General features: G+C 68.4%; 18 protein-coding genes and 1 pseudogene. 12 read left to right on the forward strand and 7 right to left on the reverse strand.

Translation table 11 applies throughout. From position 1 onward, the window contains the following. Together DLJ59_RS29215 and DLJ59_RS29220 are read right to left on the reverse strand one after the other, a co-directional pair. Window positions 1–743, reverse strand: a 743-nt coding sequence (locus DLJ59_RS29215) for a GntR family transcriptional regulator (RefSeq protein ID WP_148096978.1), incomplete at its 3' end; no start/stop codon positions are given. Between the two features lie 125 nt (window positions 744–868). Continuing rightward, a complete protein-coding gene (locus DLJ59_RS29220; protein WP_030332815.1) occupies window positions 869–1,738 on the reverse strand; it encodes a PAC2 family protein in 870 nt (289 codons plus the stop codon). A gap of 276 nt (window positions 1,739–2,014) precedes the next feature. On the opposite strand from DLJ59_RS29220, the gene metH reads away from it, so the two are divergent. After that, window positions 2,015–5,515 (forward strand): methionine synthase, encoded by a 3,501-nt coding sequence (gene metH / locus DLJ59_RS29225; protein ID WP_425271469.1) that lies wholly within the window; start codon window positions 2,015–2,017, stop codon window positions 5,513–5,515. 212 nt (window positions 5,516–5,727) lie between these two features. Further along, window positions 5,728–5,928: a hypothetical protein gene (locus tag DLJ59_RS29230; RefSeq protein ID WP_124776570.1), complete on the forward strand. Its 201-nt coding sequence runs from the start codon at window positions 5,728–5,730 to the stop codon at window positions 5,926–5,928. A 756-nt stretch (window positions 5,929–6,684) separates the two neighbouring features. On the opposite strand, the gene DLJ59_RS29235 is transcribed toward DLJ59_RS29230, so the two are convergent. The 3 genes from DLJ59_RS29235 to DLJ59_RS29245 form a co-directional block, all read right to left on the reverse strand. Next, window positions 6,685–7,143, reverse strand: coding sequence for a hypothetical protein (locus DLJ59_RS29235; RefSeq protein WP_124776572.1), 459 nt, complete (start codon window positions 7,141–7,143; stop codon window positions 6,685–6,687). A gap of 425 nt (window positions 7,144–7,568) precedes the next feature. Beyond that, complete coding sequence (locus DLJ59_RS29240; RefSeq protein WP_124776574.1) at window positions 7,569–8,105, reverse strand: GNAT family N-acetyltransferase; 537 nt, start codon at window positions 8,103–8,105, stop codon at window positions 7,569–7,571. An 877-nt stretch (window positions 8,106–8,982) separates the two neighbouring features. Next, entirely contained in the window at window positions 8,983–9,483 is a 501-nt protein-coding gene (locus DLJ59_RS29245; RefSeq protein ID WP_244236291.1) for a hypothetical protein, read from the reverse strand. Window positions 9,484–10,027: 544 nt separating this feature from the next. Between DLJ59_RS29245 and DLJ59_RS29250 the strand changes: the two genes are divergently transcribed. The 9 genes from DLJ59_RS29250 to DLJ59_RS29285 all read left to right on the forward strand — a co-directional run bounded on the left by DLJ59_RS29250 (window position 10,028) and on the right by DLJ59_RS29285 (window position 17,916). Then, complete coding sequence (locus DLJ59_RS29250) at window positions 10,028–10,543, forward strand: hypothetical protein (protein ID WP_124776578.1); 516 nt, start codon at window positions 10,028–10,030, stop codon at window positions 10,541–10,543. 591 nt (window positions 10,544–11,134) lie between these two features. Further along, window positions 11,135–12,331: a helix-turn-helix domain-containing protein gene (locus DLJ59_RS29255; protein ID WP_124776580.1), complete on the forward strand. Its 1,197-nt coding sequence runs from the start codon at window positions 11,135–11,137 to the stop codon at window positions 12,329–12,331. Between the two features lie 134 nt (window positions 12,332–12,465). After that, the gene (locus DLJ59_RS36475) at window positions 12,466–12,630 is read left to right on the forward strand and encodes a hypothetical protein (protein ID WP_158630923.1); all 165 of its coding nucleotides are present in this window, start codon (window positions 12,466–12,468) and stop codon (window positions 12,628–12,630) included. Between the two features lie 563 nt (window positions 12,631–13,193). Beyond that, complete coding sequence (locus DLJ59_RS36720) at window positions 13,194–13,367, forward strand: hypothetical protein (RefSeq protein WP_165435744.1); 174 nt, start codon at window positions 13,194–13,196, stop codon at window positions 13,365–13,367. Window positions 13,368–13,520: 153 nt separating this feature from the next. Continuing rightward, window positions 13,521–13,844 carry a PadR family transcriptional regulator gene (locus DLJ59_RS29265; RefSeq protein WP_124776584.1) on the forward strand — a complete coding sequence of 108 codons (324 nt, stop codon included), beginning with the start codon at window positions 13,521–13,523 and terminating at the stop codon, window positions 13,842–13,844. A 3-nt stretch (window positions 13,845–13,847) separates the two neighbouring features. Then, window positions 13,848–14,375 carry a PspC domain-containing protein gene (locus DLJ59_RS29270; protein WP_124776586.1) on the forward strand — a complete coding sequence of 176 codons (528 nt, stop codon included), beginning with the start codon at window positions 13,848–13,850 and terminating at the stop codon, window positions 14,373–14,375. Window positions 14,376–14,577: 202 nt separating this feature from the next. Further along, on the forward strand, window positions 14,578–14,922 hold the full coding sequence (locus DLJ59_RS37035; protein ID WP_208648875.1) for an MBL fold metallo-hydrolase: 345 nt from the start codon (window positions 14,578–14,580) through the stop codon (window positions 14,920–14,922). Between the two features lie 820 nt (window positions 14,923–15,742). Next, window positions 15,743–16,453: an HAD family hydrolase gene (locus tag DLJ59_RS29280; RefSeq protein ID WP_124776588.1), complete on the forward strand. Its 711-nt coding sequence runs from the start codon at window positions 15,743–15,745 to the stop codon at window positions 16,451–16,453. A gap of 1,022 nt (window positions 16,454–17,475) precedes the next feature. Next, complete coding sequence (locus DLJ59_RS29285; protein WP_124776590.1) at window positions 17,476–17,916, forward strand: VOC family protein; 441 nt, start codon at window positions 17,476–17,478, stop codon at window positions 17,914–17,916. Window positions 17,917–17,941: 25 nt separating this feature from the next. On the opposite strand, the gene DLJ59_RS29290 is transcribed toward DLJ59_RS29285, so the two are convergent. Then, window positions 17,942–18,661, reverse strand: coding sequence for an SDR family oxidoreductase (locus DLJ59_RS29290; RefSeq protein ID WP_124776592.1), 720 nt, complete (start codon window positions 18,659–18,661; stop codon window positions 17,942–17,944). Window positions 18,662–18,828: 167 nt separating this feature from the next. Here DLJ59_RS29290 and DLJ59_RS29295 point away from each other — a divergent pair, with 167 nt between their 5' ends. Continuing rightward, window positions 18,829–19,740 carry a LysR family transcriptional regulator gene (locus DLJ59_RS29295; protein ID WP_124776594.1) on the forward strand — a complete coding sequence of 304 codons (912 nt, stop codon included), beginning with the start codon at window positions 18,829–18,831 and terminating at the stop codon, window positions 19,738–19,740. Here the strand turns inward: DLJ59_RS29295 and DLJ59_RS29300 are convergent. Further along, a pseudogene (locus DLJ59_RS29300) lies at window positions 19,708–19,912 on the reverse strand (NAD(P)-dependent oxidoreductase); the annotation flags it as partial. The gene DLJ59_RS29295 and the pseudogene DLJ59_RS29300 sit on opposite strands and share 33 nt — an antisense overlap.

A 19,912-nucleotide genomic window follows, 5' to 3' on the forward strand; every position in this document is an offset into this window, starting at 1 on the left:
GGGATCTTGTACTCCTCGGTGAGGGTGGTCATCGGGCCGGGCCAGGTCGCCTGGGACACCTCGATCGGCTTGCGGTGCGCGTCGTACGCGACGTGCAGGAGGTGCAGCACGGGGGTGTCCGGTCGGATCTGAAGGATCTCGGCCTCCTCCCGGCTCGGCTGGCGGGCGCTGATCGTGTCGGTGGCCGAGACGTACCGCCGTCCGGTGGCTTCCTCGGCTTCCTGGTAGAGCGGCCGGCCGAACGCTTCGGCACGTTCCAGCGAGGTGCCGTCGGTGTCGCGGGGCAGGAACCAGGAGGTGCCCACCTCGACGGGGGAGTCGTCGGTGCGCACGAGGTGCCGGCGGCAGAGCAGGCTGGTGCCGTCTGACACGCCGAAGGCGTCGGCCACCTCGGCGGGGGCGGGCGCGGGCCCGACGGAGACGAGTTGTTGACGGTATCGGGCGGCCAGGTCGGTGTGGTAGCCGCGGAAGCCGCCGTACCGGCCTCGGGAGAGGCGGTTGAGTCGACGACGGGTGCCCCGGACGTACGTACCGGAGCCGGGTTTGGTGATCAGGATGCCCTCGACCCGCAGCTGGTCGACGGCGCGTTGCACGGTCTGCTTGGCGACGCCGAACATTTCGGCGATGGCCGGGATGGACGGCAGTCGCTCGCCCGGCCCCCAGTCGCCGCGGCGGACCTGGGCCTTGAGCTGCGCGGCGATCTGTCGGTGCGGGAACTCGGCGGCCCCGGGGTTGATCTGCACACCCACCTCCTTGATCACATCTAGGTTCCTAGGATGCCGTAGAGGGTGTGACGGCGCTACCCCGGACACGCGAAAACGGGCCCCCGAACCAGAGAAGGTCCGAGGGCCCGTACGGAAAAAAACAGCTACCAGGAGCCGGCGGTGGGGCCGGCGGAACCGCCCCGGCGGCGCAGGTACTTCTCGAACTCCTGGGCGATCTCGTCACCGGTCAACGGGGTGATCCCCTCGTCGCCGACCCGTTCCTCCAACTCGCGGACGTACTCGCCCAGCTCGGCGTCCTGCTCGGCGGCGCTGCGGACCCGCTGCTCCCACTCGGCGGACTCCTCGGCGAGGTCGGCCATCGGCACCGGCAGGTCCACAACCTCCTCGACCCGGTGCAGCAGGGCCAGGGTGGCCTTCGGGCAGGGCGGGTTGTTGGCGTAGTGCGGCACGTGCACCCAGAACGAGACGGCGTCCACCTCGGCGCGGGTGCAGGCGTCATGCAGCACGCCAACGATGCCGGTCGGCCCGTCGTACCGGGTGGGGGTGAGCTGGTAGCGCTCGGCGGCCTGCGCGTCGGAGGCGCTGCCGCTGATCGGCAGCGGCCGGGTGTACGGCACGTCGGCCAGCAACGCGCCGAGCAGCACCACCCGTTCCACCTCCAGGCTGTGGCAGATCTCCAGCACCTGCTCGCAGAACGTCCGCCAGCGCATGCTCGGCTCGATGCCGCGGATCAGCACCACGTCGCGGTCGGTGCCCTCCGGGCTGGCCACCATGAACCGGGTCGTCGGCCACTCCACCCGCCGGGTCTCCCCGTCGGCCATGGTGATGGTGGGCCGGCTGACCTGGAAGTCGTAGAAGTCCTCCGGATCCAGCTCGGCGATCTGCCGGGCGTTCCAGACCTGCTCCAAGTGCTCGACCGCGGCGGTGGACGCGTCGGCGGCGTCATTCCAGCCCTCGAACGCGGCGATCGCCACCGGGGACCGCAGCACCGGCAGTCCGTCGAACTCGGTCACGCCGTCACCTCACCCTGCTCGTCGCGGCTGGCGCCGGGACCGCGCCCGGTCGTCAGGCCGTGGGGCACGGCGGCGTCCCTGTTGTCCTTCACGTCCGTCAGCCTACGTGCAGGGCGAGGGCGCGGCCCGTCGGCCGCGCCGGTCGGCCGCTCCGACAGCAGGTCATACCCGAACGAACCGGACAGGGTGATCCCCGTGACACAATAGGGGATCGCCCGAGGATGGTCGTGGAGTCCCGCCGAATCGCACTAACCTGAACGGGTGCGGACTTCATTGATGGATGTGCTGGCTGAGCGGATTCTCCTCGCCGACGGCGCGATGGGCACGATGTTGCAGGCGGCGGACCTCACGCTCGACGACTTCGACGGGCTCGAAGGGTGCAACGAGATCCTCAACGTCACCCGCCCGGACGTGGTTCGCGGGGTGCACGACGCCTACCTGGCCGTCGGCGCGGACTGCGTGGAGACCAACACCTTCGGCGCCAACCTCGCCAACCTCGCCGAGTACGACATCCCGCACCGCATCCGCGAGTTGTCCGAGGCGGGCGCCCGGATCGCCCGGGAGGCCGCCGACGCGGCCAGCACCCCGCAGCGGCCCCGGTTCGTGCTCGGCTCGATCGGGCCGGGCACCAAGCTGCCCACCCTCGGGCACGCCGCCTACGCCACCCTGCGCGACGCGTACCAGGAAAACGCGGCGGGCCTGATCGTCGGTGGCGCGGACGCGCTGATCATCGAGACCTGCCAGGACCTGCTCCAGGTCAAGGCGGCCGTGGTCGGGTCGAAGCGGGCGATGGCCGAGCTGGGCCAGTCGGTGCCGATCATCTGTCACGTGGCCGTGGAGACCACCGGCACGATGCTGGTCGGCAGCGAGATCGGTGCGGCCCTGGCCGCGATCGAGCCGCTGGGCGTGGACCTGATCGGGCTCAACTGCTCGACCGGCCCGGCCGAGATGAGCGAGCACCTGCGCTACCTGTCGCAGCACTCCCGCATCCCGCTGTCGGTGATGCCGAACGCCGGCCTGCCGGTGCTGACCGCCGACGGCGCGTACTTCCCGCTGACTCCCGTGGAACTGGCCGAGGCCTTGGAGCGGTTCGTCACCGAGTACGGCGTGGGGCTGATCGGCGGCTGCTGCGGCACCACCCCGGAGCACATCCGGGTGCTGTCCGAGCGGCTGCACGGCGTCACCGCCCCGGCCCGCGAGCCGCAGCACGAGGCGGGTGTGTCCTCGGTGTACCACCCGGTGCCGTTCGCTCAGGACGCGTCGGTGCTGATGGTGGGGGAGCGGACCAACGCCAACGGTTCGAAGGCGTTCCGGGACGCGATGCTCGCCGGTGACTGGCGGGCCTGTGTGGAGATCGCCCGCAGCCAGGCGCGTGACGGCTCGCACCTGCTCGACCTGTGCGTGGACTACGTCGGCCGCGACGGCACGCAGGACATGCGGGAGTTGGCCGGCCGGTTCGCCACCGCGTCCACCCTGCCCATCATGTTGGACTCCACCGAGCCGAACGTGGTGGAGGCCGGGTTGGAGATGCTCGGCGGCCGCTGCGTGGTCAACTCGGTGAACTTCGAGGACGGCGACGGCCCCGACTCCCGGTACGCGCGGGTGATGCCGATCGTCCGTGAGCACGGCGCGGCGGTGGTGGCGCTGCTCATCGACGAGGAGGGCCAAGCTCGTACCCAGGAGTGGAAGGTCCGGGTCGCGGCGCGGCTGATCGACGACCTGACCGGTCGGTGGGGCATGGACCGCGCCGACATCCTGATCGACGCGCTGACGTTCCCGATCGCCACCGGGCAGGAGGAGACCCGCCGCGACGGCATGGAGACGATCGAGGCGATCCGGGAGATCTCCCGCCGCTACCCGGGTGTCAACTTCACCCTGGGCATCTCGAACATCTCCTTCGGGCTCAACCCGGCGGCCCGGCAGGTGCTCAACTCGGTGTTCCTGCACGAGTGCGTGCAGGCCGGCCTGACCTCGGCGATCGTGCACGCCAGCAAGATCCTGCCGATGTCGAAGATCCCCGACGAGCAGCGCGAGGTCGCCCTGGACCTGGTCTACGACCGGCGCCGCGAGGGGTACGACCCGGTGCAGCGTTTCCTGGAGCTCTTCGAGGGCGTTGACGTGACCAGTGCCCGGGCCAGCCGGGCCCAGGAGTTGGCCGCGCTGCCGCTGGACGAGCGGCTCAAGCGGCGGATCATCGACGGTGAGCGCAACGGCCTGGAGGCCGACCTGGACGAGGCGATGGCCGGCGGCCGATCCCCGTTGTCGATCATCAACGACATCCTGCTGGACGGCATGAAGGTGGTCGGCGAGCTGTTCGGCTCCGGCCAGATGCAGTTGCCGTTCGTGCTCCAGTCGGCCGAGGTGATGAAGACCGCGGTGGCCTACCTGGAACCGCACATGGAGACCGCGGAGGACGGCGGCAAGGGCCGCATCGTGCTCGCCACCGTGCGCGGCGACGTGCACGACATCGGCAAGAACCTGGTCGACATCATCCTGTCCAACAACGGCTACGAGGTGGTGAACATCGGCATCAAGCAGCCGATCAGCGCCATCCTGGACGCCGCCGAGCAGCACCGCGCCGACGCGATCGGCATGTCCGGGCTGCTGGTGAAGAGCACGGTCATCATGAAGGAGAACCTGGCCGAGATGGCCACCCGCGGGGTCGCGGAGCGTTGGCCGGTCCTGCTGGGTGGGGCGGCGCTGACCCGCGCGTACGTCGAGGACGACCTGCGCTCCACGTTCCCCGGGCAGGTGCACTACGCGCGGGACGCGTTCGAGGGTCTGTCCCTGATGGACCGAGTGATGACCGCCAAGCGTGGCGGCGCCCCGGTGATCGACCCCGAGCGGGAAGCGGCCCTCGCGGCCCGGCGGGCGCGCCGGGAACGGCAGCGCTCCATGGTCACCACGTCGCTGCCGGAGCTGCACGACTCCTCGGTCCGTTCCGACGTGGCCGCCGACGTGGCGGTGCCCACCCCGCCGTTCTTCGGCACCCGGGTCGTCAAGGGCGTGCCGATGGCCGACTACGCGGCGCTGCTCGACGAGCGGGCCACCTTCTCCGGGCAGTGGGGGCTGCGCGGCGTCCGGGGCGGCAACGGACCCTCCTACGAGGAACTGGTCGAGACCGAGGGCCGGCCGCGCCTGCGGTACTGGCTGGACCGATTGATCGCCGACCAGATCCTTGAGGCAGCCGTGGTGTACGGCTACTTCCCCGCGTACTCGGAAGGCAACGACCTGGTGGTGCTCGACGAGAACGGGCACGCGGAGCGCGCCCGGTTCTCCTTCCCCCGGCAGCGGCAGGAGCGGCGGCTCTGCCTGGCGGACTTCTTCAAGCCCAAGGGCGACCAGCTCGATGTGGTCGCGTTGCAACTGGTCACCGTCGGTCACCCGGTCAGCGAGTACGCGGCGAAGCTGTTCGCCCGCAACGAGTACCGCGACTACCTGGAGGTGCACGGGCTCTCCGTGCAGCTCACCGAGGCGCTCGCCGAATACTGGCACCAGCGCATCCGGGCCGAGATGACCCTGCCCGACGGTCGTCCGCTGGGGCACGACGATCCGGCGGACCTGGCCGGCATCCTGCACAACGACTACCGGGGCTGCCGGTACGCGTTCGGCTACCCGGCCTGCCCCGACCTGGAGGACCGGGCGAAGATCGTGGACCTGCTCGGCGCGGACCGGATCGGGGTCGAGCTGTCGGAGGAGTTCCAGCTGATGCCGGAGCAGGCCACCGACGCGATCGTGGTCCACCACCCGGAGGCCAACTACTTCAACGCCAAGTGACGCCGATCCCCGGGGCGCCCCGGGGTGGGTGACGAACTGGGTGACGACGGATGCGAGCAGAGGCGGACGTCCGTGGACACTGGCGGACTGTTCGGTCAGCTCAGCCCTGCTAGCCGTGCAGCTCATCGACGGATGATGGTTCCTTCACACCGAAGGCGTCAAAACCATTGCTGCCGATCGCAGTGCCCGATTCGCCACCGTACCCTGACGATATGTTCGAGGTCCTGTTCGTGCTGGCCGCTCTGGCCGCTACCGTGCTCGGAATAGTGGCGGTGCGCAGAACGCGGGTCAAGCGATTGGAGGGGCCGGGGGTCAGCCCCTACGCCGACGGATGGTGGGTTGCCGGGCACGGTCACAGGAGTGACGGTGGCAGTGCCGACGGGAGCGGCGACGGCAGGGGCGGAGGCGAGTGACGGCTCGCGCGATCTCTCTGGCTCCGGTGCCCTCGCAACTCGGAGCCCTCGAAGCCCTCCTTTGGGTTCAAAGCTTTCCGTGCCCGAGACGTGCCCGATGCAGCGGTCAATACCGGTATACAGCGGCACTCGCGGCAGCCGCAGGATGAACGCTCCGTGCTCACTCGCCAGGCAACACAGCTACCCACGGTGCGGATTAACCCGATTCCCAAGCTGAGGGTAAGCGCTACCTACGATGATGTCCGTGCCTCACTGGTCTGAGACTGCGCGCGTCGCCGAGGAGCGGGGCGACTGGGACCGGGCAATCGCGGTGGTCGGCGCTGTTGCGGAGTGCTACAGCATCGACCACGAGCGGCATAACGCACACCTGTGGCACATGGATCTGTTTGCTCGCGCCGGCCGTCATGGCGAGCTGGCGGCTCTCGCTCGACGTGATGCGCATGCCCGTAGACGGTTGAACCGGCTGCTCTACGAGGAAGGCCGGTTGGGGGATCTGCGACAGCGAGCGTGGGCAGGAGATGGTGGAGCGCAGTATCTCCTCGGACGTCTAGCCGGAGATCGGGATGGTTCGGCTGCAGAGTAGGTGGGTGACTAGCTGGGTGACGGCGGGCACGAGCAGCGGCGGACGTCCACGGACTCTGGTGGATGGTTGTCGCAGCTAAACGCCCTCAGGAATGGAGGTCAGCGAGCCTTGTTGGTTGCCGGGGGTCAAGGAGTCAAGCCGTTCTAAAACGCCTCGCTGTAGCGGATAGTCGCTCAGGCTGGGTGGTCGCTTAGGAACGATCGCGCTGCTGCCTTCATGGCCGCCGCCGCTTCTTCCGCCTCGTTGTACGTTGCGCCCCATCCGGCGTACAACTCTAGGAAGCGATCGCCGACCGGTCGCAGCTCCGGCCGTTCGGAGTAGCAGGCCTGCCAGTAGATCTCGTGCGCCAGATCCTCGGGGTCACCCTTGCCGGCAAGTATGTTCGCCGCCGCCTGACGCATGAGGTGTAGCCGGGCGGCGCTCTTGTCCGGGACGGGACTGCCCAGCTCATCCATCGCCTGCCGGAACAGGTCGACGGCTTCCCGCGACTGGCCCTTCGAAAGGCCGGCGAGCTCACGCAAGCTCGGAGAGTCGACGCCTCGGGTCAGAGCGTGAGCGGCCGCCATCGGCAGATCATCGCCGACCGGTTCGTACATCGCCATTCGGATGCCAAGGTCGCGCAGTTGCTCCATCCCGGAGAGGCTAGGCGCTGCACGGACCGCTGGCCAAGGCGTCGACGACGGACGGACCGCAGCTTCGGGGACGCGTGGCAAGGTTGGGTAACCCTCGACGGCGGGTTTGGGCACAGGCAGGGCAACGGGACACGGGATGCAATCTGTGCGCGTCCGAGGTGCGGCACCGGTAAGGCCAGGATCATGCCGTTTCCAGGCCGTCGGAGGGGAACCCCCCGTGCCCACTGCTGATCATCAATGCCAGGCGCAACAGCAGGTCAGGCACCAAATCGTTCGATTTGATCGACTACGTCCTCGCCGTTGATCAATGCAACGCCAAGTAACGATTCCCACCGAACATGCTGTCGATGCCTCGGCGCGTCCGGTCCTCGCCGGTCGGTAGTCGATGTTTCCCAGCTCAAGCGGCTGCCCACCCAGGTCAGCCGTCAAAGGTTCCTGCACACGGGGGAAGTCCCCACCGTGCGCATTGGCTCCGTCAGCAGTAGCCACGTGTCCGGAGGGATGTGCGGCTTGCCGGGAACAGCACGCTGTTCCTCGTGGTAGCCCGTTGGGCAGACCTCGGCGGCGAGGCGGCGCCAGAACCGGGCGGCACCAGGGTTTTCCTCTTGAAAGGGCACCTCCCAGTGTCCTGTGTGTCTGGCGAAGAGTTGTCGGGCGGCGAGACTTCCGACGCCCGAGCGGCGCACGGCCCGTACGACAAAGAATTCGGCGATGCGCAGTGGTTGGATCTCCAAGCTGGAGACGAATGCGAAGCCCACGGGCCTTGTGTCCTGACAGATGATGTAGCCCGAGCTGTCTGGATCCTGGAGGTAGGTCGGCAGGCGGCCCAAGGTGAACGAGCCCGACTCGTCCGGCAGCGTGCCCCGAAACTCGGACAGGTCGTGCCGGTACAGCTGCCATAGCCGTTCCACGAGGGGCAGGTCGTCGGGCAGGATCGGCCGAAGAGTGACAGGGCTTAGCATGCCGTCATCATGCCCGGTCAAGAGGGCGCACAGGTCGACGTCGAACCGTGCAACAAGCGCTTCCAGCGTCGGAGTGACCCCAACGGCCCGGGATGTCCAGCAGTTCCAGCCTGAAGGGTGGTGGACCTGGCCTCCGGAGCTACTGGTACTTCTGCCGAGAGCCAAAGGGCCACGCGGGAGACTTCGACTGCCCGACAGTTCACGAGCAGCTACTTTGATCCAGGCTCAGGATGTCGCAGATGAGTTGGCGGACGCGTGTCGCGTATCAGTCGACGGAGGACAGCACCCTCACAGAATCCCCGTTCAAAGTTTCTGTACGTCTTCAAGGCGGCCTGAAACGGGCCGCACGCGCCGCCGCCTGGGCGCGCGTCCGTCGCTCCGCTGGCGCTCCGACTCCGGCCACGCAGAACGCCCGGCGGCTGGCGCGTAGAGCGGGAAGCCCGGGGGCCGCCGCAGACGGTAGCGCCGAGGGTGGTCGAGGTTGGTCGGCCGGCAGCCGGCCGAGCCGCGCACGAGCGGGCGCGGCGCAGGGAAGACACGCCGGGTCCGCGCGGCAGGTCGCGGCCGTCGGGGTCGGGGTTGGCGGCCCGAGTGTGCCGGGCCGCCCCTCCAAGCTCAAGAGCGCTACGCGTCGCAAACGACGGCCCTGCGGGCCGCCCTTGACCTCGGAGCCTCTGCGACCCTCGGGCAGGAGTCGTGGGCAGGCCGATGGCCTGCCCTTACATTAGGCGTGCCGCCAACCCCGCCCCCCGACTCATCGGCGGTCACCCTGAGGCTCTTGACGTGGCGGACCGGTCGGCTGCCCGACCACGATGGCTTCAGGCTAGCTAACACCAACGGGCCAGAACCTCGCCTCACGGGACCGATTGCCGCGACGTCACTGAGGTGCCCGGGTGGCCGGAACCCCATGTGGGCAATCGACGGGCACGGGGGTGACCTCGCGGGGCCCACTGGTCTCCCGGCGAACGTCGAAGCGCACGCAAATGTTGTAGTACACCTCGTCGCCGGCCAGCCAGCCCTCAGCCGCGCGGCCCACCATCATTACCTCTACCGTGGCCAGGAGACCCACCCCACGCTCGTCAGGATCGTGGACCGAGGAGGTGAGCCACTCGCCTTCCGTTTCGGCGACAAGCCGGTTGAGTACGGACTGGTTGCTTTTCCAGCCCTTCAGACTGAGTGAGTCGGTCGCCCAGGGCTCGGTTTCGTGGGCGACCTGTTCGGCCCTCTCCAAGACCCTATCCCGAGCACTGTCGTGGCCCGAGGGGGCGCATCCAGCGGAAGGCAGCACGACGAGGCAGGCCAGCAGCGCGCCGACGCCTGTCCGCCCCCAGCGAGCCGGATCAAGCACCCGTCGACTATCGATGATGTGTCGCAACATGATGCCAGAACATCCCCGATTCCGTCGTCAAGCATCCGTCCGATTACTCAGTGCGGGGCCCTGAGTCGCCATGACTCGCAAGCTACTGCAGGTGGTCTCGCCCGGAGTAGACCTCGGCTGCTACGAAAGCTCCTCGTCTCAGGCGGTACCGATGCCGCAGATGCCACGTGGTGGGTGACTAACCGAGTGACGACGGGTACGAGCAGCGACGGACGACCACGGACGCAGGCGGAAGGTTCCCGCACCTCAATGCCCCTGGCGACGCAGGTCAGCGAGCCGTGATCGTTGCCTGAGGGTCAAGGAATCGAACGCCATCGCGTCCGCTGAGTGCCCGGTAGGCCGGCTGATATCGGCCGGTCGCGGCTTTGCCTTCGGGGAGGGGCCATCCCGCTTTGGGACAGTCCCGAGGGCTGGAAGGCTGTACCGTCCGACCGTGCACAGCCCAGCGCCGAGGACCCCTACCGGGCCGTCACTGGCGGCTGCCTTCCCGGCCCATCTTCAGCGGGACGTGCAGACCGTCTTGAAGCTCCTACCGTCGGCACCCTTGAAGCCGGCCCTGCCGTTCGGTGTAACCGTCGATGAGCAGCCACTGGTCATCCCGTACCGCATCTACCAGGCCGAACCTCCAGCCGGTGCGGAGACCAGCCTGCCGCCGACCCAGCTCGCGATTCTCAACTGCCTCTACACGCGTCACCACGACGGTCGAGTACGGCAGCGACGGCTTGAGCACGTTCTGACGCTGAACGAGCCATGGGTGGTCCCATACGTGGTCCGGCTCGTCGGGGAGTACGTCCTAGAGATCCTGCTCGACATCCGCCGTGGGTTCGTCGAGCTCGACGAACCCACGACCCCGCAGCACGCTGTCTATGGACAGGTTCTCGCCGCCAACCCGTCCTTCCTCGCCGTCACGCGTCAGCGAGTGGCGAGCTACTGGGCCTGCTACTACCGGCATCTGTACTCCGACCGCCGTTACTACCCGGGCTCTACGCTCATCGAGTCCATGCGAGCCGCAGCAAGGCACCACAGCGCCCCCACCAGGTCACGACATCCTCGTGTCTAGACGAGGGGCAACGCGCCGTCGTAGTCCATCCCGATGTCGCGGGCGAGTCCCAAGATTAGGCCGTATCCAGGCCGTCAGAGGTGAACCAAGAGCAACGAACGTTGACCAGCGATGACCGATGAATGCACAGCTCAGACGGCATCTTGTCCGTGTTGATCGACTATGCCCTCACCGTTGATCAATACAACGCCGAGTAAGCCGACACTCATGCGTCTATGGTGAAGCGAGTGCTCTGCGGCCCGCCGTCATCGTCGCGGAACACCCACTGAGTGCGCTTGGCAGGGAACTCAGTGGGTGCGCGGCCTCCACATGGACCACGACCTGGCCGACCGGCAACCTGCGGTAGCCGACGCGGTTCCTCAGCGGGCACGCCTCGACCACTCCGCCCTCGCCGGGTTGGACCTGCTGGTCGACGGTGAGCGTGCGCCGCAGGAAGGCAGCGGTGTTTGCCACCGGCCGTCAGCTCCAGATTCCGCACGCGGTGTTCGCAACTCGTATAACTCATCGCGGTACCGTCGGTGATGGCAGGCCCGCCGGTTGTAGCGGTCGGCGGGCCGCCGCCCAGACCGCTACCTGGGGAAGGCCATGGCTATGACTGAGTCGAGCATCTTTGGCACCCGCCTACGCGCGCATCGTGAACACGTCGGGAAGACCCGCGCGGTCCTCGGCGGACTCGTCGGCCGCAGCGCCGACTGGGTCAAAGCCCTCGAAACTGGGCGCTTACTCACGCCGCGGCTGCCGATGCTACTGCGCTTGGCGGAGGTCCTCGACATCACCGACTTGGCTGAGCTGACCGGCGACCAGTCTCTGCCGGTCGCATCCGTGACGCGCGCCGGGCACGCTGCCGTCGACAGCGTCGCTGCGGCGATGCAACGCTCCACCGTGCCAGCCGGCGATCCGATGCCCGTCGCCGTGTTGCGCGGACTCGTTGACCAGGCCTGGTCGCTGTGGCACCGATCCAGCACCGAACGAACCGCCGTGGCCGCAGTACTACCAGGACTTCTCGACGACGCCCGACGCTCATCGCGGCGGCTCGACGGCGCGGATAGGCGGGTTGCGCTGGCCGAGCTGGCACGCGTTTACCACTTGGCGCAGCTGTACGTCGCCTACCAGCCATACCCGGAGCTTGTGTGGTTGGCGGCCGACCGCGCCATGAGCGCCGCGCAGGACGCCGATGACCCAGACGCGATCGCAGTCGCGGCGTGGTACTACGCGCACGTCTACCGGTCAGCGAACCAGGTCGACGCGGCCGATCTCGTGCTCGCCGACGCCGAACAGCTCGTCGACAAGGAAGCGGGTGTAGAGCAGTACGCCCGGTGGGCGCAGCTTCAACTGGGTCGCGCGCTTGGCCACGCGAAAGCGGGTCGGGACGGGCCGGCGTGGCGGGCCTGGGACGCCGCTGACGCCGCCGCTGACCGGCTGGGCGCTCACTATGCCCACCCGTGGCTGATGTTCGGCCCGGTGGCCTGCGCCGCGTACGCGGTGACGTTGGAGACGGACCTTTGCCATGCCGGGGAGGCAGTGCGCCGCGCTGACTCGACGAACTACAGCGCGTTGCCGTCGCGTACCCGACGTGCTGGGCACTTGATCGACGCCGCTCGGGCGCACCTGCTGCGTCGTGAGGAAGTCGCCGCTGTGCACCTGCTCGGTCGGGCTTTACGGGAGAGCGTGGACACCGTCCGGCACAACCCCTACTCACGCACGGCCGCGCTGGAGTTGTCGTCCCGGTCGGGGACGGTGGGCGAGGACGCGCGCGAGCTGGCGCTTGCCATCGGCGTGGAGGGGTAGTTGTCCCAGGGGGACAGACCGTCCCCACTGCGGTCCGTGTGCGTACATAACGTCCTGGTCACTGAACCGGGCGCGGATCGACTGCAGCGCTGTCGCGAGGATCGTCGCGCCCCCAGACCGGCGGAGGCGGCACTGTGCACGTTGTCCTCAGGTTGCGGCTGCTGGAGGCCGGCCCGCTCGCGGTCGAGCTCGCCGGTCCGCCTATCCGGGCCCGCGAACAGGCGGCCGCCAATGATCGGCTGCTCGCGCAGGCCCGCCGCCGGGCCGCCGAGCACCTCTGCGACGGGCCGACCCGGTGACCGCCCGTGCGATGCCCGCCCAGGGCACCCGGGTGTCCATCCGACCCGGCGAGTGGCAGATCCGGCCCGGGCAGCCCGGCCACACCTACCACGACATCCGGGTCGTGTCTGTCCACGACTCTCACGACCCCGCGTATGCCTGGGTGTATGGCCACGGGCTGGAGTGTGCGTGGGAGTCCGCCGACTGTACGGCGCCGTTCTGCTGGGAGCTACTGGTCAAAGTGGAGGTCTTGGTCGCAACGGCAGCGGGTGAGCGGTCGTGACCGCCCCGACCTTGGCTCGGCCGGTGGTGCAGTCTCGACGCCCCCGACCTACTGCTCCCCAGACAACCGGCGCGTCGGCAGCGAGATGACGGCCCACCTCCCGGTCACGCCGGCCTGGATGTGTGGCGGCTGCGGTGCCGACTGGCCCTGTGCGACCCGTCGGCGCGAACTGCTGGCCGAGTATCACCGTGCCCCGGTGTCACTTGCCCTCTACCTGGCCGGCCACCTCGTCGAAGCCGCTCAAGACCTTGCCCACGTTCCCGCCGGCCACCTGCACAACCGATTCCTCGGCTGGAGCCGATGAGTATCTTGCGGCCGGGCGACGAGAAGTTCCACTACAGCGACGGGTCCCACCGGTGGATCCCGCCGGACCCGGATTATGACCAGGAGGTCTGGGACGAGCAGGTCCGCCAGCACAAGCATGGCCACCTCAGGAACGAGCGCCCGAAGGTACGCATTCAACGCCTCGTCTGACGGAGATAACCACTTCAGGCCCTCGTGGCGACTATGCCTACGCGTCCGCGACTGAACGGGCCAACCAGGCCGGGCCGATTACCTGTTCGCTCGCGGCAGGCCGGCCAGCGCGCTGGCATTGCGATAGGTACCTTGCTATGCCAAGGTAGTGGTATGCAGACCGATCCGAAGCTCGTTGCGTTGCGGCGCGGCCTGCTCGAACCACTCGTCCTGGCTGCCGTCGAGTCCCAGCAGCGGTACGCGGCCGAGATCCTCGCCGCGTTGCAGGCGGCAGGCTTCCCCGCCCAGGAGGGCACGCTGTATCCGCTGCTGAGCAAGCTCCGGCGAGACGGGCTCGTGCACCACGAGTGGCGTGAGTCGCCGTCAGGGCCGCCCCGGAAGTACTTCTCCCTCACGGATGCCGGCAGAGGGCAGCTCGCCGCGTTCCGCGACTACTGGAACGAGCTGTCCCACATGATCAACACGATTGGACGATGATCTATGAACGAGCCGATATCCATCCGTCTCACCGGGCATGCCGCGGCCTTTCCAGCCACCCGCGAAGCACGAGACGCTTTGCGGCAGTATCTCGACGACGCGCGACGCGCGCTGCGCATCGACCCGGACGCTGACGAGATCGTCCGAGACCTCGAATCGGCGATCGGCGACCGGCTGAGCACTCGCACGGGCTCGGTCGACGACTCGGTGACCGGTGCCCAGATGGCAGCCATCCTGTCTGAGTTGGGGCCGGTGAGCCCCGCACGCCCCGCGCCGCCGTCCGCCGAAAGGAGGTCGCGCGGCCGCTTCTGGTGCCGGATCAAGGAGGGCAGTTGGTTCGGTGGCATCTGCCTCGGCGTCGCGGCGTACGGCGAGTTCCGCGTGGACTGGGTACGCACCGTCGTGCTGCTGCTGACCCTGGTCAGCGGTGGACTACTCGGCGTGGTGTACTTGGTCCTGCTGCTCGTGCTGCCCGTCGTCCCGACGGTCACCGACTATGAGCGCCAACGGGACGCACCGCGATACCCCTGAACGAAAGCGCGCGGCCGGGGCCAGCGCGCGTCCGGGCAGTCCTGCCCAGCCGGCCCTCCAGGTAGGACGCTGCCGGGGCGCGACAGGTCACAGTGCTCGGTAGTTCCGGTGGCTTCCCCGTACTCGGCCGCGCCTGCAGTGGTTTCGCGGTGGACTGGCACGGCTGCCACATGGTGCTCGAGCTGGGCTATGCCACGCGTTCGTGCTCGACCGGCTCGGCGGCTTGGAGCCCGACGTCGACCTGCACGCGGTCTTCGACCTGCACCCGTTACCCGGCAGCTACCGGGTCGGGCCATTCGACCTGACCGGGCTGTCTCTCCCGCACTTCGTGCCCGACGCCGGCGTCCGAATTGAGGTCGATGGAATCGTCCTGTCCTACTCCGGGGACACCGGGCCGACTCCCGCGTTGGCCGAGCTGGGCCGTGACGCTGACCTGATCATGGTAGAGGCGACGGACCGCGCCGGCGAGACAAAGCCGTCCCACCCGAAACCTGTTGACCTCCACCGAGGCTGGTCGGTGGGCTCGTCGCGGGTGCCCGCCGGCTGATGCTCACCCACTTCTGGCCCGGCAACGACCGGGAGGCGGCAGTGGCCGCCGCGCAGGTCAAGTTCGGCGGTGTCGTGCTGCCGGCTGAGGAAGGGCTCAACTGATGCTCGGGACGCCAGACCGCGGATGCGCCTGTCGCCGCTGCGGCTGATCAGACCTGTTCCTGCCCATGGTCACTCTGCTTCGTCGCCATCAGTCAGATAGCCAACGCCATCACAGGTGGGACAGGGCCCGAAAACGCTTCCCATTCCTTTGCCCATGCCCGTCGTCTTCACCATGCCCGGGAGCCGCGCAACACCACGGCATTCCGGGCATCGGCGGTGAACGCCTGTGGGGCGAGGCGGAGGTGCCTCTGTGTCCTGACCTTCTGGCTCCACCGCGCGAGGATAGCCGTAGGGGGTTGATGAGCATGTGGACCATGCCCGGAGCCAGGGCTCGACAGGGGAGTAGGTAGACGCGCCGCAATTGTCGCTTGAAGATCAAGGGGTCGCCGGGCCACACGGGCACCGGCAAGATGGTGGCGTGGAGACTGAGCCCGTCACAGCTGGCCGGGCGGTGTTCGTGGACGGGCTGGAGGGCTTGCCTGGCAGCTCGCGCGGCTGTCGCCTTGCCCTGACGTTGGCATGTCCGGTCTTTCTTCGTGCCGCTGACGTTCGGTGGGTTGATCTGGCGGATCTTCGACGGCCAGGTTCGACGGCGCTTCGCCGAGGAGTGTCCAGGCATGGGATTGCAGGATTCGCGGATACGAAATGACGCCAGCGCCGAGGCGGGAGGATGGCGTGCAAGGTGACTGCGGTGACGATCTCAGTAGGATGCTGAGATGTCTCGACCAGTGATCTTCGACCTCTTTCACACCCTGATCCAGGGTGCCGACGAGGAGCGTGATCGGGTGGTGGGTGAGATGGCGGTCATGGTCGGGTTGGCTCCGGCCGACCTGGTCGCCGCGTACCACGCCACCTGGCGGGACCGGCTGGTCCGGTGGGACGTGGAGGAGACCATCCGCATCCTCGCCGGACGCCTCGGCGGCACACCGACCGACGAACAGGTCGCACGGGCCGGCGAGCATCGGCGAGCCCTCGCACGTCGGGTGCTGCATAGCGTCTCGACCGCAACCTTGGATGTCCTCGACGCGCTACGCGGCGAAGGTCATCCGCTGGCTCTCATCAGCAACGCCACCTCGGACACCGCCGAGGCATGGTCGCAGAGTCCGCTGGCCCAACGGTTCGATGTCGCGGTCTTCTCCTGCGATGTCGGGCTGGCCAAGCCTGACCCGGCGATCTACCACCTTGCCGCCGAGCGGTTGGGTGTTGGGCCCGGGGAATGCGTCTTTGTTGGCGACGGCGCGGACGGTGAGCTGGCGGGGGCGGCAGCGGTCGGTATGACCGTCCTCCGGACCAGGGAGCACAACGACTCCGACCCGGGCTGGGGCGGACCGGTTGTCGCTACCCTGGGCGACCTTCCCGCCAATCTCCGAGAGCCGTTCAAGGCCATGGAGCCGTCCGGGGCGCACACGGGGACAGCGACAGCCTGAACCTGACAACCAGCGACCAATGACGTGCGCCCTCAACAGGATGTTAGGGCCCTGGGATGCCGTGATCGGGGATGTCACGCTCACGGTTCGGTGGGTCGTGCTTCTCCACGTGCTCACCGGACGGCATCAATTTATCTATTTGTTGTATGAGGTCCTCGTAGGGCCCGCGTTCCGCCGGCACCTGTGTCAATACTATTTTCGGAAATTTTTTGCCGCGCGTCGACGGTGTCTCGCTTGCGGGGACAGCGCGGTCAGGAGTGTCACCGGGAGGCGGTGGGGACTCTTCCGACGCTGAAGGCATTGAGGACAGGTTGCCAGGTTCTCTGCCCGCTGGTTCCGGTGTGTGCGCGCGGTCTCTCTCGGGTTGCGCAATTGACCACTGACGTGGAGGCTCCCCGTCGGATCGTTTCTGTGGTCGCGGCGCTGGCGGGACATGTCGTGGCTGAGCGGATCTTGTCCACTGTCGTCCGCTGATGTCCGGGCCTCGCTTCCTGCGCGGTTCGTTCCACGCCGAGGGCAGGATCGACAGGATGATCTCGATCAGGCGCAGGATGCGTGCGAGCAGCGCAGAGATTTCAACATCACGTCCGTTCCTCCTCGCCTCTTCGGTTTGGAGGTGATAAATATGATAAGTTACGAAAATCGCTGCCAGGCTCATCAGAAGGCCACCCACGGTGCCTGCCAGGGCTATCCAGTCGGATATCTGCATGGGTCGATTCTGCACACCGGCCGCAACTGCCGATCTTGCGGTATCTCCCTGGCCGACAGCCCGGTTGCTGTGGCACACCAGATGGCGGTGACCGCACGTCACCCGACCAACGTGCCGTCCGGATTCATGATCTGGTCCCGCACCAGCGGTACGACAGCCGACCAGATCCCGTGATCCACGCCGTCCGGTGACCGTTGGGTCGCGGGGCCGCGACGCGGCAGACGGGCTGCTCTGGATGTCAAGGACCGCCGCGTGGCTCCGTCCTCGGGGAGGATGCGGTCACCGTGACCGCAGCAGAGCAGGAGGGTCCAGCATGGCGATCCGGCGGATGGACAACGTCCTCATCGTTGTCGAGGACCTCGACGCGGTCATCGCGTTCTTCGTCGAACTTGGCATGGAGTTGGAGGGCCGAGGGCCGGTCGAGGGGCGGTGGGTGGAGCGGGTCATCGGGATCGACGACGTCCGGCAGGAGGTCGCGATGCTGCGGACCCCGGACGGCCACGGCAAGGTCGAGCTGGCGATGTTCCACCGGCCGGCGGCGATAAGCGCGGAACCGAGGGACGCGCCAGCCAACACGCTGGGCATTCGGCGCATCATGTTCGCCGTCGACGACATCGAGGACGTGCTCACCCGGCTGCGCGGCCACGGCGCCGAACTCGTCGGCGAGGTGGAGCGGTTCGAGGACATCTTCCGGCTCTGCTATGTCCGCGGCCCCGAGGGCATCCTCGTCGGCCTGGCCGAAGAGCTCCGCTGACGGCCGCCGCGCCGCCGCAGCAGGCTCAGGCGATCAGGGTGCCGCCGTCCACTGTCACCACCGTGCCGGTGGCGTAGGTCGCCCGCAGGAGGTAGGCGAACGCCTCGGCGACCTCCTCGGGCTCGCCCACCCGGCCGAGCGGAAGCGACTCGGCGAGCTGCGCGTACATCTCCTCTCGGGTTTCTTCGGGCAGGGAGTCCCAGAGCGGTGAGCGGATCACGCCGGCGGAGACGGCGTTGACCCGGATCGGGGCGAGTTCGACGGCGAGCGCGCGGACCAGAGCGTCGATCGCCCCGGTGATGCTGGCGGCGACCGACCAGCCGGCGTTGGGCCGGTGGTTGGCGGTGCCGGTGGTGAGGGTGATCGACCCGCCGGGGCGCAGGTACGGCAGTGCCGCGTTGACCGCCGACAGGGAGCCGAAGTAGCGCAGGTCGAAGGCGGCCCGGGCGACGGCGAGGTCGAGGGCGTCGACGGACATCAGGGCGAGGGGTTCGCCAGCGGTGTAGACGAGGTGGTCGAACGAGCCGAGGTCGTGGAACAGCCGGGACACGGCGTCGGGGTCGGTGAGGTTGGCGACGTACCCCTGGGTGGTGGTCGGCAGGGTCGTCAGGGCGCGGTCCACGCTGCGCTGGTTGCTGGAGGCGACCACGACCTGGGCGCCCTCGCGGGCGGCGCGGGCGGCGGTGGCGAGGCCGATCCCCGAGGTTCCGCCGAGTACGACGACGCGCTGGTCGATGAGGGTCATGGTGTGTCCTTCCGGATCGGGTGGTGGAGGCGGTTACCACCGTGCGCCGGCGGGAGCGTCCGCGTCCAAGACCTCTTTCACCTCCTGTGATGCCCGTTGGGTATCACTCCACTCATACCCGGCGGGTATCATGGAGCCGCCCGCAGCGGGAACCGGACGGGGGCAGGATGGACGTCGATCTGCGCAAGCTCCGCTATTTCGTGGCGGTCGCGGAGGAGCTGCACTTCGGTCGGGCCGCCGCCCGGCTGCACATCGCCCAGCCGGTCCTGTCGCGCCAGATCCGGGCCTTCGAGCACGAACTTCGCGCCGAGCTCTTCGTGCGGGACCGCCGCTCCACGGTGCTGACCGAGGCCGGTCGGCAGCTGCTGACCGAGGCCCGTCCGCTGCTCGCCTCCGCGGAGGCCCTGTGGCGGCGGGTGCAACGGGCCGCGCACGGCCGCCCGACGTTCACCATCGCGTTCATGCCCGGTCTTCTCGTCACCGCCGAGGCCCGCGCCATCGGCCAGCGGCACCCCGACCTGGCCGTCAACGTCGTCCGTACGTCCTGGGACGACCAGGCCGACATCGTCCGCGAGGGGCGCGCGGACGTCAGCTACGTGCGGCTGCCGGTCGACCAGCGCGGCCTGCGGCTGCGGCCACTGTTCACCGAACCCCGCGTCGTCGTCCTGCCCACCGAGCACCGCCTGGCCGGTAGGGAGTCGGTCGACCTCGCCGAGCTGGTCGAGGAACGGCTGCTGCAGGACCCGGACGCGGCGCCGGAGTGGCGTGACCTGCCGAACCGTCTTATCGACCCCGATCCCCGCCCTCGGCCCGCGCTCAACTCCGTCGAGGAGAAGCTGGAACATGTCGCCGCGTACGCCGGGATGGTGATTTTGCCGCTGTCGACGGCGACGTTCTACACGAGACCGGACGTCGTCCACGTGCCCGTCGCCGACCTCGGCCCCAACCAGGTGTGCCTGGCGTGGGCCGAGGAGAACCGGTCACCGTTGGTGCACGAGTTCGTGGACCTCGCGGCGCCACCACTGGACGATCGGCGCCCAGGGGAGTCAGGCGGTGCCGTTCGGGAAGGTCTCCCGTAACGCCGGGTCCAGCGGGCGTCCGCTCGTCGGCTCGATGAACAGGTCGGCGAGCAGGAGGTCGGCGAGGTAGATCGGGTTCACCCCCGACTCCTTGCGGCCGAGAGCCTGCGCCGCGCCGCCGAGTCGCAGCGCGTCCCGCGCCGCGCCGGCCGGCAGCCGGCTGACCCGGCGG

Source organism: Micromonospora inaquosa (assembly GCF_003857055.1).
GTDB lineage: Bacteria > Actinomycetota > Actinomycetes > Mycobacteriales > Micromonosporaceae > Micromonospora > Micromonospora inaquosa.

Excerpts from the sequence above, each read along its gene's own strand:
- DLJ59_RS36720 (WP_165435744.1), top strand. The coding sequence starts at position 13,194 with ATGAGTATCTTGCGGCCGGGCGACGAGAAGTTCCACTACAGCGACGGG.
- DLJ59_RS29230 (WP_124776570.1), top strand. The coding sequence starts at position 5,728 with ATGTTCGAGGTCCTGTTCGTGCTGGCCGCTCTGGCCGCTACCGTGCTC.
- metH (WP_425271469.1), top strand. The coding sequence starts at position 2,015 with ATGGATGTGCTGGCTGAGCGGATTCTCCTCGCCGACGGCGCGATGGGC.
- DLJ59_RS29270 (WP_124776586.1), top strand. The coding sequence starts at position 13,848 with ATGAACGAGCCGATATCCATCCGTCTCACCGGGCATGCCGCGGCCTTT.
- DLJ59_RS29265 (WP_124776584.1), top strand. The coding sequence starts at position 13,521 with ATGCAGACCGATCCGAAGCTCGTTGCGTTGCGGCGCGGCCTGCTCGAA.
- DLJ59_RS29290 (WP_124776592.1), bottom strand. The coding sequence starts at position 18,661 with ATGACCCTCATCGACCAGCGCGTCGTCGTACTCGGCGGAACCTCGGGG.
- DLJ59_RS29235 (WP_124776572.1), bottom strand. The coding sequence starts at position 7,143 with ATGGAGCAACTGCGCGACCTTGGCATCCGAATGGCGATGTACGAACCG.
- DLJ59_RS29240 (WP_124776574.1), bottom strand. The coding sequence starts at position 8,105 with ATGCTAAGCCCTGTCACTCTTCGGCCGATCCTGCCCGACGACCTGCCC.
- DLJ59_RS29255 (WP_124776580.1), top strand. The coding sequence starts at position 11,135 with ATGACTGAGTCGAGCATCTTTGGCACCCGCCTACGCGCGCATCGTGAA.
- DLJ59_RS29245 (WP_244236291.1), bottom strand. The coding sequence starts at position 9,483 with ATGTTGCGACACATCATCGATAGTCGACGGGTGCTTGATCCGGCTCGC.
- DLJ59_RS29280 (WP_124776588.1), top strand. The coding sequence starts at position 15,743 with ATGTCTCGACCAGTGATCTTCGACCTCTTTCACACCCTGATCCAGGGT.
- DLJ59_RS29285 (WP_124776590.1), top strand. The coding sequence starts at position 17,476 with ATGGCGATCCGGCGGATGGACAACGTCCTCATCGTTGTCGAGGACCTC.
- DLJ59_RS29295 (WP_124776594.1), top strand. The coding sequence starts at position 18,829 with ATGGACGTCGATCTGCGCAAGCTCCGCTATTTCGTGGCGGTCGCGGAG.